Origin of the sequence: Paenilisteria portnoyi (assembly GCF_014322795.1) — a bacterium.
GTDB lineage: Bacteria > Bacillota > Bacilli > Lactobacillales > Listeriaceae > Listeria_A > Listeria_A portnoyi.
This window is the reverse complement of sequence record NZ_JAASTT010000030.1, coordinates 14304-29457: the sequence shown is the minus strand read 5'-3', so window position 1 is coordinate 29457 and position 15154 is coordinate 14304. Positions and strand designations below refer to the sequence as shown.

Below are 15154 nucleotides of genomic sequence, written 5' to 3'. Positions count from 1 at the left end.
AATATGGTATTTTTGTTCCAAGTCATATTATTTCTTTTTGTTTTTTAGCCTGTCTACTTGACAGGGAGCAGTTCATAAAAGCTTATCTACTGTTTTTATTTATTCTGTTGTACCAATTAGAAAACTAATGACTAAGATGATAAGGACGATTGCTGTTATACCAACGTACAGGTAGTCTTTTTCTTTCAAAAAAGTAACGAGCGAGACAACCACACGAAGAACTGGTGTTAGGATGAGACAAAAGAGACCGAACATGATAATCGCGTAAGGCTTGAATTCACCTATACCAGAGAAAATTGCGGTTAGTGACGTTGGATAGGTTGTGCCGGGGTAACCGCTTGTGCCAGTGAACATGAGTAGAAGTAGGCCGACGAGAATGATTGCAGCGCTTAGCATAACTCCGATTCGAAGGAGTGAACTGACGACGGCCTCCACACGGTGCATTTCCTCATCTGTTGTTGATTTATCAGTCATTTAGATCCACCCCAATCCTTCTAAAATCATTTGCAAAGCCACATAAATCAAAACAGGAATAAAAACGAGACGGATGACTTTGCTTTTTAGGCGTTGCATGATTCTGGTTCCGATTGTTGCGCCGATTAATACGCCAATTGCGACGGGACCTGCTATCATTGGATCGATATCACCGCGAAATAGGTAAACGGTGGCGCTTGCAGCAGCTGTGACGCCCATCATTAAGTTGCTTGTGGCACTCGAAACTTTGAGTGGCATTTTCATGAAGACGTCGAGCGCCATGACTTTGAAGGCACCACTGCCGATTCCAAGTAGACCGCTCGCGATACCAGCGCCGTACATAACGCCGAACCCTGCTGGCACGTTCGCGACTTGGTAATCGATTTGTTGACGGAGTGCTTTGTCGTAATAGCTGTCGTGAAGGCGTAATTTTGTCGCGATAGGGTCGGGCTTCACATTTGTCGGGAATTCTGAGCCGACCTTTTTAATCATTGTGATCGCTGAGTAGAGAAGTAGGAAACCGAATATCATATAGAGCGCAGTGGCAGAGAGAAGTCCACCGACAAAAGCACCAGTTATGGCGCCGAGTGTGGTCGCGATTTCGAGAAACATCCCGACACGCAAATTGGTGATGCGGTCTTTTATGTAGGCGATAGCTGAGCCGCTACTTGTCGCGATAACAGAAATAATGCTGGCCCCAATTGCATATTTAATATCGATGCCAAATAGGAGTGTAAGCGCTGGTGTGACAATGATCCCGCCACCAAGACCAAGCACAGAACCGAGTACGCCCGCAAAAATAGCGATGAGCAAAAGTGCAAAAATTTGATAGATATCCAAGAAATAGGCCCTCCTTTTTTAGTGTATACTGTCTATCATACGCCACTTTTGAGTAATTTAAAAGGAAAATAAGGGACGAAAAGCAGTTTTGTGACGTGTCAAAAGGGACCATTTAGGCTACAATAGAGGGAGATGAAAGAAGGGGATGTTACCATGAAGCGTTTAACGATTTGGCATACAAATGATATTCATAGTCATCTGGAGAAATGGCCGCGTATCTTTGCTTTTTTACGAGAAAAACGGATGGCGGCGCAGGATGATTTATTTTTTGATATTGGTGATTTTATTGATCGCGTGCATCCTTATACAGAAGGCTCGATGGGGCAGGGAAATGTGGGCCTTTTAAATAGCTTGCCGTATGACGCGGTGACGATCGGGAACAATGAAGGTGCGGCGCTTGGGCACGAGGAATTAGCGCATCTATATGACGCGGCGGAGTTCCCAGTTGTTTGCTGTAATGTGTTTGAAGATTTGGAGCGAACGGAGCTGGCTCATTTTGCGAAAGCGCATATTTATATTCAGCGTGATACTATAAAAATTGCAGTCATTGGTGCAACGGCTTGCTTTACAGAGTACTATGAATCGCTCGGTTGGGGTATCGCGGAACCGATAGAAGCGATTAAACGTGAAGTTAGCCGGGTTCAGGCAGATGTTATCATTTTGCTTAGTCACCTTGGCCTGCCATTGGATGAAAAAATTGCGACTGAAATACCAGAAATAGACCTTATTCTAGGAGGGCACACGCATCATTTACTGGAGACTGGCAAAGAAGTGGACGGTGCTTTGCTTGGTGCGGCTGGACGATGGGGAGAATACGTGGGCGAAGTGACGCTAGAATTCGATGAAGCAACTGGCAAATTGGTATCAAAACAAGCGCGCGTGCACACGGTGGCGGATTTAGCTGCGCCGGTGGATGAAGAAAGTCAGGTGACAGCATTTCTAGAACAGGGAATGGCGGAATTAGATCAGAAAGTGGTTGCACTTCCGCATCAACTAGAGCATAATTGGTTTAAAAGCTCCGAGATTTCAGAACTTTTTCACGAAGCGGCTTGTGAGTGGACTGGCGCAGATACTTTTTTGACGAATGCAGGTATTTATATGACCGATTTGCCAAAGGGGATTGTGACGGCGTATGATATTCACCAGTTGTTGCCGCATCCGCTGAATTTTATTGCCCTTTCAATGACGGGCGTCGAGCTTGATGTTTTAATTCGTGAGATTGCGGAAAAAGAAGAGGAGTTACGCGATATTCCATTGCGCGGCTTCGGTTTTCGTGGCGAGATTTTCGGTACTATTTTGACGAAGCGGATGACTTTTGATATGAAATTAAATTTGGCATTATGGGATGGCGTGGCGATTGACCCAGAGAAAATATACCGAGTGGCAACGCACGATACGTTTGTCTATGCGCCATTTTTCCCGATTATTAAACGGGTAGCAGAAAAAGAAGTTTATACGCCAGAGTTATTACGCGATGTTATGACATGGAAATTAAAAGAAAAATACGGTGAGGGAGGTTGACTGGAATCATGATTACGATTCAGAACACGACGTATGAAATTATTGAGGATAACCGGGAGGCTTTTGACGAAGAGGCTTTGACGGAGAGATACAGCGATATTTTGGCGCGCTACGATTATATTGTTGGAGATTGGGGCTATGACCAGCTTCGTTTGAAAGGTTTTTTTGATGATGATAACCGGAAAGCGACTTATGATACGAAAATTAGCACATTAAAAGAGTATTTGTATGAGTACTGCAATTTTGGATGCAAATATTTTGTGATTAAAAAAGTAGTGAAATAGGCGAAAGCGAGAAAGAGGTCGGCGAAAAGTGAAATATGACGGTTATTTAATTGATTTGGATGGGACGATGTATCTTGGAAGTGAGCCAATACCAGAGGCGCAGAACTTTATTGAGAAGTTGGATCAGGCACATATTCCGTATTTATATGTAACGAATAATTCCTCAAAAACGCCAGAACAGGTCGCCGCAACTTTACGAAAATTCGACATTCCAGCTACGACAAATCAAGTCTTTACAACATCGCAAGCGACGGCCCGGTTTATGTTGGAGCAAGTAGATCGTAAAAAGACGGTTTATTTGATCGGCGAAGAAGGTGTGAGGCACGAAATCGAGAAAGCGGGTTTTGAGCTGACCGCGGAGAATCCTGATTTTGTGGTGATGGGGATTGATCGAGACATCAACTATGAGAAGTTAGCGATGGCAACCCTGGCTGTTCGTTCTGGCGCGATGTTTATTTCGACGAATGGGGATGCAGCGATTCCGACAGAGCGTGGTTTGTTACCTGGAAATGGTTCGATTACATCTGTTGTGGCCATTGCTACAGGCGTGAAGCCGATATTCATTGGTAAACCAGAAGCTATTATTATGGAGCAAGCGATCGCGAAACTTGGTGTGAAAAAAGAGCGTGTCATTATGGTTGGCGATAATTATGAGACCGATATTTTGGCGGGAATCAGATACGGGATCGATACACTTATTGTGCATACTGGTTTTACCTCACCAGAACAGTTGGGGACAAAAGAAGTGCAGCCAATTCATCGTGTTATGAACTTGTCTGAGTGGGAATTATAATGATGCGAAAAAAGGTGGTTACTTGAATGAAAGTGCCGTCTTTTCTTATTAAGTAGGGGGGCGATGTTGGAATGGCCGTATTTAATGATATTTTTGTGGTATTTTTAATCGTGATGACGGCTTTTTTTGTAGCGAGCGAATTTGCGATTGTTGCGATTAGAAAGCCCACGGTACGGCAGCTTGTGCTGAGTGGAAATCCACGCGCCAAATATGTGGAACAAGTGACAGCAAAAATGAATGATTATCTCGCAGCCTGCCAACTAGGCAACACACTTGCAGCACTTGCTATGGGGTGGATCGGTGAGGCAACGATGCGCGGCTGGTTACAACCACTTTTTGATGTGTTGCCAATACCAGCCTCTATTGAAGGCCCAATCGCGGTTTTCACGGCTTTTATTTTGATTACGTTTTTGAATGTGGTTTTAGGAGAACTTGCGCCGAAAACATTCACCATTCACAGCACCGAAAAAGTAGCGATGTTCATTGCGCGCCCGCTGATTTGGTGGTATTACATAACGTTCCCACTTAACTGGTTACTCAATCATTCGGCCAACTTGATTACGCGAATATTTGGTGTGAAGTCGGGCAATGAGGACATGGACCGGATGACGCCGACCGAATTGAAGATTGTGTTGGATGATAGTTATCAGCAAGGTTTACTGAATCCGCAAGAGTTTCGCTATATGCAAAATATTTTCAAATTAGACGATGTTCCGGCGCAAGAGGTCATGATTCCTCGAATGAAAATGATTACGATTAGCAAGTCTGATTCGGTTCGGGATTTACTTGCGCTAACTGCAAAAGAGACGTATCATATTTTTCCAGTAACAGAGGAGCGCGACAAGGATCATATTGTGGGCATGCTACAAGTCAGTGCTGTGATGGCGGGATTGGGACGTGATTTAGCTATTTTAGATCAGCCGATTGAGAAATTTATGACACCGATTATGCAAGTTTTTGAGGGAATGAAGTTACAGGAATTGCTATTCAAAATGCAGCAAGAAGGGCAGTCATTCGTTGTTTTGACAGATGAATATGGTGGGACCTCAGGGCTTGTTACGCTGGAAGACGTGATGGAAATTATCGTTGGGGATATGGAGGAAGCGACATCGCCAAAAGGGATTAGAAAGGTCGCTCTGGGCCATTTCGTTATCGATGGCAATGAACCACTTGTATCTGTGGAAGAGGAGTTAGGGATTGAGCTAAGCAGTCCAGGCGTCCACACGCTTTCAGGATGGCTACTTTATCAACGTTTTGATTTGGAAACTGGGGATTTCTTGGAGGAATCTGGTTGGCGCTTCACGATTCAAAGCATGAATAAAAACTCGATACGCCAAGTTGAAGTCATAAAAGCAGCATCGCAAGTCTAAAAATCAGACTCGCGATGCTGCTTCATTTTATTGTACGATATCATCATGGTAACTATGCGCCAACCGACTTGCGGCTGCAGCAGCGATCGCGCCAACGATATCGTCAAGGAATGTATGAACTTGTACGCCATCATGCTCGTTTAATTTTGCTAAAATGCCAGGCTTTACTTTATCAATATAGCCATAGTTTGTAAATCCAATCGAGCCATATACATTGACGATAGAAAGCGCTAGAATCTCATCCACCCCGTATAGACCTTCATCAGCACCGATAATGTTTTGGAGTGGTTGGACGAGTTTGCCTTCCTCAGCTAAAACATCAAGCTGAATCCCTGTTAAAATCGCATTTTGGACCTCACGCTTACGCAAGACACGTTCCACATTTTCACGACAAATATCGAGACTTAACGCAGAATGATATTGTTTTTGTAAAAACAGCACTAAATCGGCGATATCATCGATTGTTACCCCGCGTTCTATGAGCCATTCTCTTGCTTTTTTTTCAAGTTCACTTTGTTTCTCGACCATCTCTATCTCTCCCAACTCAAACAAAATCGGCACAAGCTTCCTTTTAAAAAACTTGAACAACCTCTTTAAAACCCATTACCTTTTCTGATAAGGTGAGTTCAATTCCCATTTTCAACGTCATATCTGAACTTGGGCACGTTTCGCAAGCCCCGAGTAAACGAATTTTTACAATACCATCTGGTGTCACTTCAACAAGCTCGTAGTCGCCACCATCTCTGACTAAAAAAGGTCTAAATTTCTTAAGAGCAGTCTCCACTTCCGCATACATCTCGCTATTCATGGCATTCGACTCCTTCCTAACTGTGAATAATTCTCACTTATATCCCCTATTATAACAGCATCAGGAAAAAAAGAAAGGGATAGAGTCCAGAAGAAGATGGAGGTTCTAAAGGAATGCCAGATGGAACCAATCATGAAAATATTTGAAAACTATGTTGAGAAAGAGCTAAAATTTTTTTGTTCATTTACTCGTAATGCAGATAAATTTTATTTGGAATTTGAGACCTAGCGAAACTGCGAAAACGTCCTTTCGCGTAGGACGAAGATTTGGCTTTACGCAAATCGAACGAGAGCGTCCTCATTCCACTTGTTTGGTGGAAGTTGGAAGCGGGGCCATACTTGCATAGTAGAGTAGGTAGAAGGATTAACAGCTCACTTCGTTCACTCTTATATTGTGGCTGTAACTCATTTCATTTCGAACAGCCCCAACAATGCCCCATCCCTAAGGCTCAAGAAGGGATGGGGCAAGTTTATATAGTCAGATGGGTAAATCTGACTAAAAAAGGGAGTGTTACTTTTATGTTAACCGTGTGGATTAAGCACGGTAACAAACATAGATAGTTTCTTAATGCACTACTTGAACGCATTAAAGGAACTATCTGTAAGTATAATATAGACAGAATAGCGTGTCAACAATTACATATCGAAATAGTTTTATAATTCAATAAAGAAACCGGTTTACTCGCTTTTGAAGCTTATATTTTGTAGAATAAAAGAGAGGTGAGCAAAGATGGAAAAAGAAGCGAAAATTTTTGTTTATGGATCGTCGAATATTTGTGCGAGTTGTGTTGGATCTCCATCTTCTAAGGAAACGGAAGAATGGCTCCGTGCAGCGATAGGTCGTAAATTTCCAGAGCAACCGTTTCAAGTGGAATATGTTGATATTTTTGCCCCACAGGAAGATGCTGAGATGAAGCGAATGGCAACGATGATTGTAGAAGAGGATTATATGTATCCTGTGATTGTGATTGATGGTGATGTTATTGCTGAGGGAAATCCGCGTTTGAAGGATATCTACGCGATGATGACAGATCGTGGCTATCAACCAGCGTAAATTGGATTGGAGGAAATCATGAATCCGATTGTGGAGTTTTGTGTGAATAATTTAGCTTCAGGGGCGCAGGAGGCATTTGATACATTGGATGCTGATGCGAGTCTGGATGTGATTGAATATGACTGTTTGACGTACTGCGATTTGTGCGCGTCTTCTATGTTCGCACTGGTGGATGGGGAAGTGGTTCGAGGAGAGACGCCGGCAGATTTGGTTGCAAATATTTACCGATTTTTAGAGGACAATCCTTTTTAATAGAAAACAGGTTGGTTCCAAAAGAGCATGATGACTCTTTTGAACCAACCTGTTTTTTATTTAATAAAGTTATCTATCGGCGTATCACCGTTTTGAATGGTGTAGGTTTGGTTGTACACCTTGTCATTATCGACAATGGTGCTGAGAAAAAGGGCAACATCTGCTCGAGTAATGGTTGTGCGACCTGTTGTGTAATTACTGATATGTGAAGTCGCTGGTTCGTTTGTGAGAGTGACAGGGCGAACGATTGTGTAATTTAGATTGCTTTGTTGGAGCTCCTTATCAGCATTTCCTTTAGCAATGAGATATTGGTGGAGTGATTCAGGGCCATTTTCTGGTTGATCAGCTCCGACAGAACTAACCATGATAAAATGAGATACACCATTTTGTTCGGCGTAATGGACCGCTCTAATCGCTGCGTCTTGATCGATGGCAATGGTTTTTTCAGGGCCAGTATGTCCACCAGATCCCGCGGAGAAAATAACGGTATCGATGCTGCTGTAGGCTGGACTAAAGTCATCTTCTAAATCCGCAATGATTACTTTTGCGCCAAATTGTTCAAGACCTGCTCGTTGTTCTTCTTTTCGAATCATAGCCATGACATTGAAGTTTGCGTTTTTTGCCAGGAGTGCAACGGTTTGTTTTCCGATTTGACCATTGGCTCCTATTACTAATATGTTCATATGAAAACTTCCTTTCTAGGATTAGATTTCTTTGATTAGTAGTAGCATGGTTGTTAGTTTTGTATGAACCAACATAACGGGATCTTTCAGCACTAAAGTGGGCAATAGTTTATGTGTTGCGTCGTGATTGAGCGCCTTCGGATCCGGCTTCAACAGCCAGCCTCTCGGAAATTTCGTGGCCTCCGTAAAAGTCAAAGGAGGACTTTCACTGCGCCCTCTAACAAATAAAAGGTTGTCAGTCTCGCGTTGCTCAACTGCCTATTGATTCACTAAATCAACATAAGCGGGCTGTCTCAGCACTTCGATTTTTCAGTCAAACATCGAGCTCGAGTGCATCGGTTGCACCCTGGACTTTGGATCGATGTAATTCATTGCGTTATTCACGGCGGTTGGTGCTTCACCGAATCCTGTTGCGATTAGTTTTACTTTGCCGTCATACGTACAGACATCGCCTGCGGAATAAATGCCGGGAATATTCGTCTCCATTTTAGAATTGACAACTATCGAATTACGCTCGATATCTAGGCCCCATTCTTTAATTGGTCCCAAAGAGGAGACAAAACCGTAGTTCACGATGAAATCATCAATTTCAAGTACTTCTTTTCGGTCGCCCTTTACTTCCTCTAAAACGATCTGTGTCAAATTCTCGGAATCGCCGATAATGTCGGTTGGGATAAATGGTGTTTTAACCGTAATGGAGGACTGTTCTAGCTTCTCAACGCTATGTTCATGGGCACGGAAGGCGTTACGTCGGTGGATAATCGAAACTTCTTTAGCGATTGGTTCTAGCATCAAAGCCCAATCTACTGCGGAATCACCGCCACCACAAACAGCTACGCGGCGTCCGGAAAAACGGCTCAGGTCATTGATAAAATAATGCAGGTTTTTGCCTTCGTATTGCATTGCGTCGTCTAGTTCTAAGCGGCGAGGTTGAAAAGCACCGTTTCCCGCTGTAATAATAATGGCTTTACTATAATGAGTATCCTGATTTGTGCTGATTTCAAACGTGCCATCTGCTTGTTTTTCAACGCTTGCAACGGCTTCTTCCAAACAAATGGTTGGATCAAAAGGCTTCATTTGAGCGACCAAGTTATTGACTAGCTCTTGCGCACGAACCTTTGGAAAACCTGGAATATCGTAAATATATTTCTCGGGGTACAGCGTGGAAAGTTGACCGCCTAATTGAGGTAAGCTCTCGATAATTTTTACGTTTGCTTTTCGCATACCCGCATAAAAAGCCGCGAATAGTCCAGCTGGGCCACCACCGATAATCGTTATATCATAAATTTTTGTTTGATCGTCCACAAAAAAACCTCCTATAAATAAATGTTCTCTCGAATTTTCATAACAAAACCATTCTACCATAAAAACAACAGAAACAGTATGGCAATAGCTTTTCAGAATTATATCAGATTGTGAGCTTCTTCTCTTGAAAAAAAAGTGTGAAAGAGCTAAGATATAGGGTGAGGGCTTTTTGCCTTCTTCTTGAGACGTAGATGTTTAAGCGCAATCTACATAATTGTCATTAGGCTTTGACCTGATGCAGTTTTTTGTGAGAAAAATACAATGGGAAAGTGGATGTGATACAGATGAGTAAGCCAAAAATCGTCATTCTGGGAGCTGGATATGGCGGCTTGAAAACGTTGCGTAAGTTGCAACAATTGAATGTTGAAGCGGAATTAGTATTGGTGAACAAAAATGACTATCATCATGAAACAACATGGTTACATGAAGCTGCCGCAGGAACATTAGACGCAGAAAAACTAATGTATCCTATCGCGAAAGTAGTCAACCCGACAAAAACAACTTTCATTCAAGATACTGTGGAGAAAATCAATAAAGACGATAAAACAGTAACATTGACGAACAAAGGGGATATTTCGTACGACTTCTTGCTGATTGCACTTGGATCGGAAGCAGAAACTTTCGGTATCAGCGGTTTGAAAGAATACGCGTATACGATTACAAGCATCGATTCTGTTAAGAAAATTCGTGCTCAAATCGAAGGCAGTTTTGCAAAATGGAAAACAGAACAACGCGATGAGCTATTGACGATCGTCGTTGGTGGCGCTGGATTCACGGGGATTGAGTTCTTAGGGGAACTAACAAACCGCATTCCAGAACTTGTGAAAAAATATGACGTACCTCGTGAAAAAGTCCGCATTGTTTGTATGGAAGCTTCACCAAAAGTGTTGCCACAATTCGATGCAAAATTAGTAGACTATGGCGTAGGCGTTTTAGAAGACCGTGGTGTAGAGTTTAACGTTGGAACTCCAGTGAAAGAAGCTACAGCAAACGGTATTAAATATGCGAAAAGTGAAACAGAGGACGTGGAAATCAAAGCGGCAACTGTTATCTGGGCAGCTGGTGTACGTGGAAATAGCGTTATCGAAGCATCTGGATTTGAAGCTGGCCGTGGTCGTGTGAAAGTAAACGACGATTTGACCGTTCCAGGCAACGAAGAAATTTTGATTATCGGGGATTGCTCGTTAATGATTAACCCTGCAAATGATCGTCCGTACCCACCGACAGCGCAAATCGCGATGCAACAAGCGGATATTGCTGCGGTGAATCTTGCTAAATTGGTAAAAGGTTACGCATCGGATTTAGCACCATTCGTTTATCACGAAAAAGGTACAGTATGTTCTATCGGAGACAACGATGCGATTGGTGTCGTAATGGGTCGAAGCTTGAAAGGCTACCCAGCGTCTGTTATGAAAAAAGTAATCGATGACCGCGCGTTATACCAAATTGGTGGAACGGGTGTCATGATGAATAAAGGTAAATTTAAGTTTTATAAATAATATCGAAAATAGGACTTGGAAGGAGGCTGCATGTGAGCTTCCTTTCAAGTCCTATTTTTTATTTACGTCGAACAAGATACATACTAATTGTTAGAGCTGGCATTCCAATAAACAATACTACGAAATCATCAGCATCTCCTGTTTTAGGTAATGTATCTGCAGTTGTAATTTGTTCAACAGGGGTGCTGCTTGGTGTCACGGTATCAGGTTTCGTTGGGTTTCCAGGTTTCGATGGTTTTTCCGGCTTCGGCACGATGGGCGGAGGCGTATCCACTAGCTTGTTCTTCACCGTCAATTCCACCGTCTCGGTTGGGTTAAATGGAATCGTGAAAGAGAGAGGCTCCTTCAAGCGCTCATATCCTTCTGGTGCCGCCAATTCAGTCAAGACATAGTCACCTGGAACCAAACCTGACATCGTAGCTACACCATTTTTATCTGTAGTTATTGTTCCAATCTCGCTGCCTGATTTCCGATTGATCTGGAAAACTGCATAGGGCAAAGGCTGATTCTGCTCGCCAATTTTATGAACAGCAACAGATCCCGTTTTCAGTTGGTTTGTCACATTAATCTCGACAGGAGTTGATTGTTCGTAAGCGATGTCAAAAGAAGTCACGGTTTGTTGTAGCTGGTAGCCAATCGGTGCACTGGTTTCTTTTGCAGTATACGTTCCAGGTGTTAAATTGTTAACCATCGCGATTCCACTAGCATCTGTTGTGACATTCGTGATTAGATTTCCTTCACTATCTCGCACATCAAAGGCGGCACCTGCCAAGTTTTTAGCACCGTCTGTTTTATGAATAATTGCAGAGCCAATCGTTGTTATCCCAGCATCCATCGTTATGACTTCCGAACGGAGAGTAGGGACATTAACAGTAGCTCGCCCATTTTTGTTTGGATCAGAATCTCGCTCTTGATCGGTACCACTTTTTTGTTTTGTAAAAGTATAATGACTAGGATCGGGGTTAACGAAGGCAACACCATAATTTCCTGGTAGCAAGCCGCTGAATAAATAACCACCTAAATCATTCGTTGTTTGTGTTTGAATCAGGGAACCTTGATTGTCATATAACTTCACTTCGACGCCGGGTGCTGGGGATTCCCCATTATCTTGCACGCCATTCCCATTTTCATCGTGCCATACATAATCACCGAGCTGAGCGCCTGCAATATTGATATACAAATTGACATCATCTAGAAAATTCCCAATCGTCAAATTACCAGTAGACGTAGAAATTGGTGCAAAAGTAAGCCGTGTATGCGTCTGACCAGCAGGAACGATGTATGTGCCTGAATAAGTACCCCATTCTTGTCCATCAGAGGCTAGGAAAATAGGTGTTAAGTTACCAGGCGCGCCGATTAATAGTTCGGCAGAGTCCACGCCGCTACGACCTCGGTGTGCGAAACTCCAAGTTAAGGTGGAGCCAGGAATCGTTTTTATATCTTGATAGATTGGACCTGCAGCATCAGAATTTAGTTCAACAAAATTATTTCCCGAATAGGCAGGAACCCCTTGGCCATTCCCATTTTGCCAAACCTCAATTCTACCAGAAGGGTTAGAAGTTCCCCAAGCTTCGACGCCTTCTTGATCGACATACCAGACATTGGGGGAGCCAGCATGAACACCGAAATCAGCAATATCTACTACTTCAAAATCAGCATTTTTAATGAGCCAAGACACTTGCCAATTATTATCGGCAAAATTAGACGTCGCATCAGCTTTTACGCTACTAAAACCAACAACAAAAAAAAGAATGACAACAAAAAGCCATTTTAAATTCCCTTTTAGCATCAAATTCAACTCCTACTTTTCTATTCGCATCCATTTTCTTATTCCCCATTCAATGCGCATTAAAACTGACAAAAAAAGACGACCGCATCTTTTGCGAATCGCCTCGTATTTCTATAAAAGTCCAAATAAATAATCCACAATAAAACCAATCGCAATACCAGTCAAAGCGCCAAAGAAAACCTCCATTGGTTTATGACCGAGCATTTCTTTCAAGTGTTTCTGCTTTTCTTCCTGTCCTGGTTCCGTTAGTCCTTTTGCGTGTTCTACGAATTCATGGAAATCCCGGGCTAATTTATTGAGCGCGACAGCTTGTTCCCCAGCTTGGCGCCGAACGCCGGTAGCATCAAACATGACGATAATCCCAAAAACAACAGCAATAGCGAAATAAGGAGAATCAATCCCATATTTGATAGCGAGCGTTGTCATAAGTGCTGTCACAGCTGCCGAATGCGAACTTGGCATACCACCCGTCGAGAACATGAGACTCCACTGCATTTTACGATACACGAGCAAATGAATGGGTACTTTGACAAATTGCGCGAAAAAAATAGCAATGAGTGAAGCGATTAAAGGTACATTAATGAACATGGCGATCTCCTCTTCCCTAGCAAACAGTTATACTAGTATTGTACCACAAGAAAAGGGAAGGGAAACCTACTTGAGATTAGAAATACGCAGATTTTTCAGCTATAATGAGAAAATAAGAGGGAAGGGAAGGGCGTGATTAAGCTATGAGTTTAGGAGAATACTTAGAAATGGAATTGGTGGAGTTGACGAAGGAGTTCGCGACTGTAAAAATGCCAGTAAATGAGAAAACCCGTCAGCCATTTGGATATTTGCACGGCGGAGCATCGGTGGCACTTGCAGAACAAACTGCGAGCATAGGGGCCTCAGAGCATGTGCAAGCGAATGAAATCGTGTTCGGCCTTGAGATTAACGCAAATCACATTTCATCCATACAAGACGGCTATGTGCTTGCTACGGCAACACCAATTCATATCGGCCGAACGACGCACGTTTGGCAAGTCGAGATACGAAGCGTAACAGAGAATAAACTACTATGCATTAGCCGCTGCACATTAGCTGTAAAAGAAAAACGAGCGTAAAAACGCCATGTCCGCGATATTTTTCCGCAGGGCATGGCGTTTTGTTTATTCTTTTTTATCGGTATTTTCTTCCTCATCAAGTTCGATTATTTCCTGTTCCGAGTCATCAGATTCAAGCTTAATCAATGTTTCCTCTTGTTCACGAGCAACATCCTCCAACTCTTCACGCTCCACAATCTTCTCTTCACGTAAATCCCAATCCAGTTGTTCCTCTAACTCCTCACGTTCTTGACGAGCACGCTCCAACTGTTCTTGTTTAATAATAATATTTTTCCGCTCTTTAATCTCGTCTTTTTTGACGGAACGCAGTTGGTCACGAATTCGAATCGCCAGTGGCACACCCGTATCGTAAGCCGCACGGTTAATTAAGTGGGAGGCAATCGGCGTGGTCAGATAGATAAACAGAATCGCAAGTAGAACCCGCGCGTTAAAACCACTACCGGAATGAAAAAAATAACCAACCGTCGCGAAAAGCAGTAAACTCACGCCAAACGTGTTACTAATACCAGCCGCATGCGTTCGCGTATAAACATCGGGAAGGCGGATGACGCCAATCGCTGCCAAAATGCTGAGCGAGGCGCCAAGGAGAATCATGATCGAAATAATAATCTCAATTATCACGTTCACGTTCAATCACCTTACCTTTCTCCACAAATTTTGCGAACGAGACAGTACCGATAAAGGCAAGTAGGGCAATCAAGAGAATAACGTCTAAATAGGCACTTGTGTCGAGTAGCATTGAAAGCAGGGCAACAATGGCGACAAGGTTCATCCCAATCGAGTCAAGCGCCACAACTTTATCTGAGGTCGTTGGTCCTTTTAAGATCCGGTATAGGTAAAGGAAAATCGAGATAGAATACATAAACAGGGCAAGGGCTAGTGCTGTACCTAGAATAATCAATGGAACACCTCCATAATCGCGCCTTCATAGGATTTGCGAATGGTCGCAATTTCCTCTTCAATATTCGGAACGTGAAGCGAATGCACATAAATTGCTTTGTAGTCATCAGAAATATCGATAGAAAGTGTCCCTGGCGTCAGCGTAATCAGAATCGCCAGCATCGTCACTTCCCAGTCAGTTTCAAGCGTTGTTTCATAACGGAAAATCCCCGGACGAATGTTCATATCTTTTTTAAGAACGATACGAGCCACCATTACGGTCGAACTAATGAGATCTTTAAAGAAGTTAAAAATCAATTTCACGAGCGCTAAAATTCGCCAAATGTAAAAGCGCGAGCCAAGAAAGCGGCGCATGAAGAAAAGCAAGAATATCCCGATGATAAACCCAAGAATGAAAGTTCCCATCGTAAAAGAAGACTGCAGGAACATCCACAAACAGGCAAGAATAATATTAATAATTAATTGAAACGCCATTTT

19 protein-coding genes are annotated in these 15154 nt (G+C 42.9%); 8 read left to right on the top strand and 11 right to left on the bottom strand.

What is annotated here, in order from left to right:
- Positions 1–99: 99 nt before the first annotated feature.
- Positions 100–474 carry a DUF1634 domain-containing protein gene (locus HCJ66_RS15375; RefSeq protein ID WP_187133931.1) on the bottom strand — a complete coding sequence of 125 codons (375 nt, stop codon included), beginning with the start codon at positions 472–474 and terminating at the stop codon, positions 100–102.
- Positions 475–1314 carry a sulfite exporter TauE/SafE family protein gene (locus HCJ66_RS15370; RefSeq protein WP_181676859.1) on the bottom strand — a complete coding sequence of 280 codons (840 nt, stop codon included), beginning with the start codon at positions 1312–1314 and terminating at the stop codon, positions 475–477.
- A gap of 153 nt (positions 1315–1467) precedes the next feature.
- Here HCJ66_RS15370 and HCJ66_RS15365 point away from each other — a divergent pair, with 153 nt between their 5' ends.
- From HCJ66_RS15365 to HCJ66_RS15350, 4 genes are all read left to right on the top strand, one after another.
- Positions 1468–2835 (top strand): bifunctional metallophosphatase/5'-nucleotidase, encoded by a 1368-nt coding sequence (locus HCJ66_RS15365; protein WP_187133930.1) that lies wholly within the window; start codon positions 1468–1470, stop codon positions 2833–2835.
- A 5-nt stretch (positions 2836–2840) separates the two neighbouring features.
- Complete coding sequence (locus HCJ66_RS15360) at positions 2841–3119, top strand: YutD family protein (RefSeq protein WP_149024253.1); 279 nt, start codon at positions 2841–2843, stop codon at positions 3117–3119.
- 28 nt (positions 3120–3147) lie between these two features.
- Positions 3148–3912: a TIGR01457 family HAD-type hydrolase gene (locus HCJ66_RS15355; protein ID WP_343069027.1), complete on the top strand. Its 765-nt coding sequence runs from the start codon at positions 3148–3150 to the stop codon at positions 3910–3912.
- A gap of 71 nt (positions 3913–3983) precedes the next feature.
- A complete protein-coding gene (locus tag HCJ66_RS15350; protein ID WP_187133929.1) occupies positions 3984–5282 on the top strand; it encodes a hemolysin family protein in 1299 nt (432 codons plus the stop codon).
- Between the two features lie 27 nt (positions 5283–5309).
- Here the strand turns inward: HCJ66_RS15350 and HCJ66_RS15345 are convergent, their stop codons facing one another.
- Both HCJ66_RS15345 and HCJ66_RS15340 read right to left on the bottom strand, forming a co-directional pair.
- A complete protein-coding gene (locus HCJ66_RS15345) occupies positions 5310–5810 on the bottom strand; it encodes a phosphatidylglycerophosphatase A family protein (RefSeq protein WP_036077813.1) in 501 nt (166 codons plus the stop codon).
- Positions 5811–5853: 43 nt separating this feature from the next.
- Positions 5854–6090: a NifU family protein gene (locus tag HCJ66_RS15340; protein WP_187133928.1), complete on the bottom strand. Its 237-nt coding sequence runs from the start codon at positions 6088–6090 to the stop codon at positions 5854–5856.
- A gap of 729 nt (positions 6091–6819) precedes the next feature.
- Here HCJ66_RS15340 and HCJ66_RS15335 point away from each other — a divergent pair.
- Positions 6820–7143: a YuzD family protein gene (locus HCJ66_RS15335; protein ID WP_187133927.1), complete on the top strand. Its 324-nt coding sequence runs from the start codon at positions 6820–6822 to the stop codon at positions 7141–7143.
- Positions 7144–7161: 18 nt separating this feature from the next.
- Positions 7162–7395, top strand: a complete 234-nt coding sequence (locus HCJ66_RS15330; RefSeq protein WP_187133926.1) for a YuzB family protein — start codon at positions 7162–7164, stop codon at positions 7393–7395.
- 56 nt (positions 7396–7451) lie between these two features.
- Here the strand turns inward: HCJ66_RS15330 and HCJ66_RS15325 are convergent, their stop codons facing one another.
- On the bottom strand, positions 7452–8078 hold the full coding sequence (locus HCJ66_RS15325) for an SDR family oxidoreductase (protein ID WP_187133925.1): 627 nt from the start codon (positions 8076–8078) through the stop codon (positions 7452–7454).
- Between the two features lie 309 nt (positions 8079–8387).
- The gene (locus HCJ66_RS15320) at positions 8388–9383 is read right to left on the bottom strand and encodes an FAD-dependent oxidoreductase (RefSeq protein ID WP_181676866.1); all 996 of its coding nucleotides are present in this window, start codon (positions 9381–9383) and stop codon (positions 8388–8390) included.
- 284 nt (positions 9384–9667) lie between these two features.
- On the opposite strand from HCJ66_RS15320, the gene HCJ66_RS15315 reads away from it, so the two are divergent.
- Positions 9668–10882, top strand: a complete 1215-nt coding sequence (locus HCJ66_RS15315) for an NAD(P)/FAD-dependent oxidoreductase (RefSeq protein WP_187133924.1) — start codon at positions 9668–9670, stop codon at positions 10880–10882.
- A gap of 58 nt (positions 10883–10940) precedes the next feature.
- On the opposite strand, the gene HCJ66_RS15310 is transcribed toward HCJ66_RS15315, so the two are convergent.
- Positions 10941–12671, bottom strand: a complete 1731-nt coding sequence (locus HCJ66_RS15310) for a SpaA isopeptide-forming pilin-related protein (protein WP_187133923.1) — start codon at positions 12669–12671, stop codon at positions 10941–10943.
- A 111-nt stretch (positions 12672–12782) separates the two neighbouring features.
- Positions 12783–13259: a divergent PAP2 family protein gene (locus tag HCJ66_RS15305; RefSeq protein WP_222717533.1), complete on the bottom strand. Its 477-nt coding sequence runs from the start codon at positions 13257–13259 to the stop codon at positions 12783–12785.
- 143 nt (positions 13260–13402) lie between these two features.
- On the opposite strand from HCJ66_RS15305, the gene menI reads away from it, so the two are divergent.
- Complete coding sequence (gene menI / locus HCJ66_RS15300) at positions 13403–13777, top strand: 1,4-dihydroxy-2-naphthoyl-CoA hydrolase MenI (protein ID WP_187133922.1); 375 nt, start codon at positions 13403–13405, stop codon at positions 13775–13777.
- A gap of 45 nt (positions 13778–13822) precedes the next feature.
- Here menI and mnhG read toward each other — a convergent pair whose 3' ends face one another.
- From mnhG to HCJ66_RS15285, 3 genes are read right to left on the bottom strand one after another with little or no spacing between them, the layout of a single operon-like run.
- Entirely contained in the window at positions 13823–14404 is a 582-nt protein-coding gene (gene mnhG, locus HCJ66_RS15295) for a monovalent cation/H(+) antiporter subunit G (protein ID WP_187133921.1), read from the bottom strand.
- Complete coding sequence (locus tag HCJ66_RS15290; protein WP_222717534.1) at positions 14388–14639, bottom strand: Na(+)/H(+) antiporter subunit F1; 252 nt, start codon at positions 14637–14639, stop codon at positions 14388–14390. The genes mnhG and HCJ66_RS15290 overlap by 17 nt, the downstream gene beginning before the upstream one ends.
- A 35-nt stretch (positions 14640–14674) precedes the next feature.
- Complete coding sequence (locus HCJ66_RS15285; RefSeq protein ID WP_187133920.1) at positions 14675–15151, bottom strand: Na+/H+ antiporter subunit E; 477 nt, start codon at positions 15149–15151, stop codon at positions 14675–14677.
- Positions 15152–15154 lie beyond the last annotated feature (3 nt).

What these genes read in the sequence shown, in the direction of transcription:
- menI (WP_187133922.1), top strand. Translation starts at nt 13,403, where the DNA reads ATGAGTTTAGGAGAATACTTAGAAATGGAATTGGTGGAGTTGACGAAG.
- HCJ66_RS15365 (WP_187133930.1), top strand. Translation starts at nt 1,468, where the DNA reads ATGAAGCGTTTAACGATTTGGCATACAAATGATATTCATAGTCATCTG.
- HCJ66_RS15305 (WP_222717533.1), bottom strand. Translation starts at nt 13,259, where the DNA reads ATGTTCATTAATGTACCTTTAATCGCTTCACTCATTGCTATTTTTTTC.
- HCJ66_RS15335 (WP_187133927.1), top strand. Translation starts at nt 6,820, where the DNA reads ATGGAAAAAGAAGCGAAAATTTTTGTTTATGGATCGTCGAATATTTGT.
- HCJ66_RS15325 (WP_187133925.1), bottom strand. Translation starts at nt 8,078, where the DNA reads ATGAACATATTAGTAATAGGAGCCAATGGTCAAATCGGAAAACAAACC.
- HCJ66_RS15350 (WP_187133929.1), top strand. Translation starts at nt 3,984, where the DNA reads ATGGCCGTATTTAATGATATTTTTGTGGTATTTTTAATCGTGATGACG.
- HCJ66_RS15290 (WP_222717534.1), bottom strand. Translation starts at nt 14,639, where the DNA reads ATGTATTCTATCTCGATTTTCCTTTACCTATACCGGATCTTAAAAGGA.
- HCJ66_RS15330 (WP_187133926.1), top strand. Translation starts at nt 7,162, where the DNA reads ATGAATCCGATTGTGGAGTTTTGTGTGAATAATTTAGCTTCAGGGGCG.
- HCJ66_RS15285 (WP_187133920.1), bottom strand. Translation starts at nt 15,151, where the DNA reads ATGGCGTTTCAATTAATTATTAATATTATTCTTGCCTGTTTGTGGATG.
- HCJ66_RS15340 (WP_187133928.1), bottom strand. Translation starts at nt 6,090, where the DNA reads ATGAATAGCGAGATGTATGCGGAAGTGGAGACTGCTCTTAAGAAATTT.
- HCJ66_RS15345 (WP_036077813.1), bottom strand. Translation starts at nt 5,810, where the DNA reads ATGGTCGAGAAACAAAGTGAACTTGAAAAAAAAGCAAGAGAATGGCTC.
- HCJ66_RS15375 (WP_187133931.1), bottom strand. Translation starts at nt 474, where the DNA reads ATGACTGATAAATCAACAACAGATGAGGAAATGCACCGTGTGGAGGCC.
- HCJ66_RS15310 (WP_187133923.1), bottom strand. Translation starts at nt 12,671, where the DNA reads ATGCTAAAAGGGAATTTAAAATGGCTTTTTGTTGTCATTCTTTTTTTT.
- HCJ66_RS15315 (WP_187133924.1), top strand. Translation starts at nt 9,668, where the DNA reads ATGAGTAAGCCAAAAATCGTCATTCTGGGAGCTGGATATGGCGGCTTG.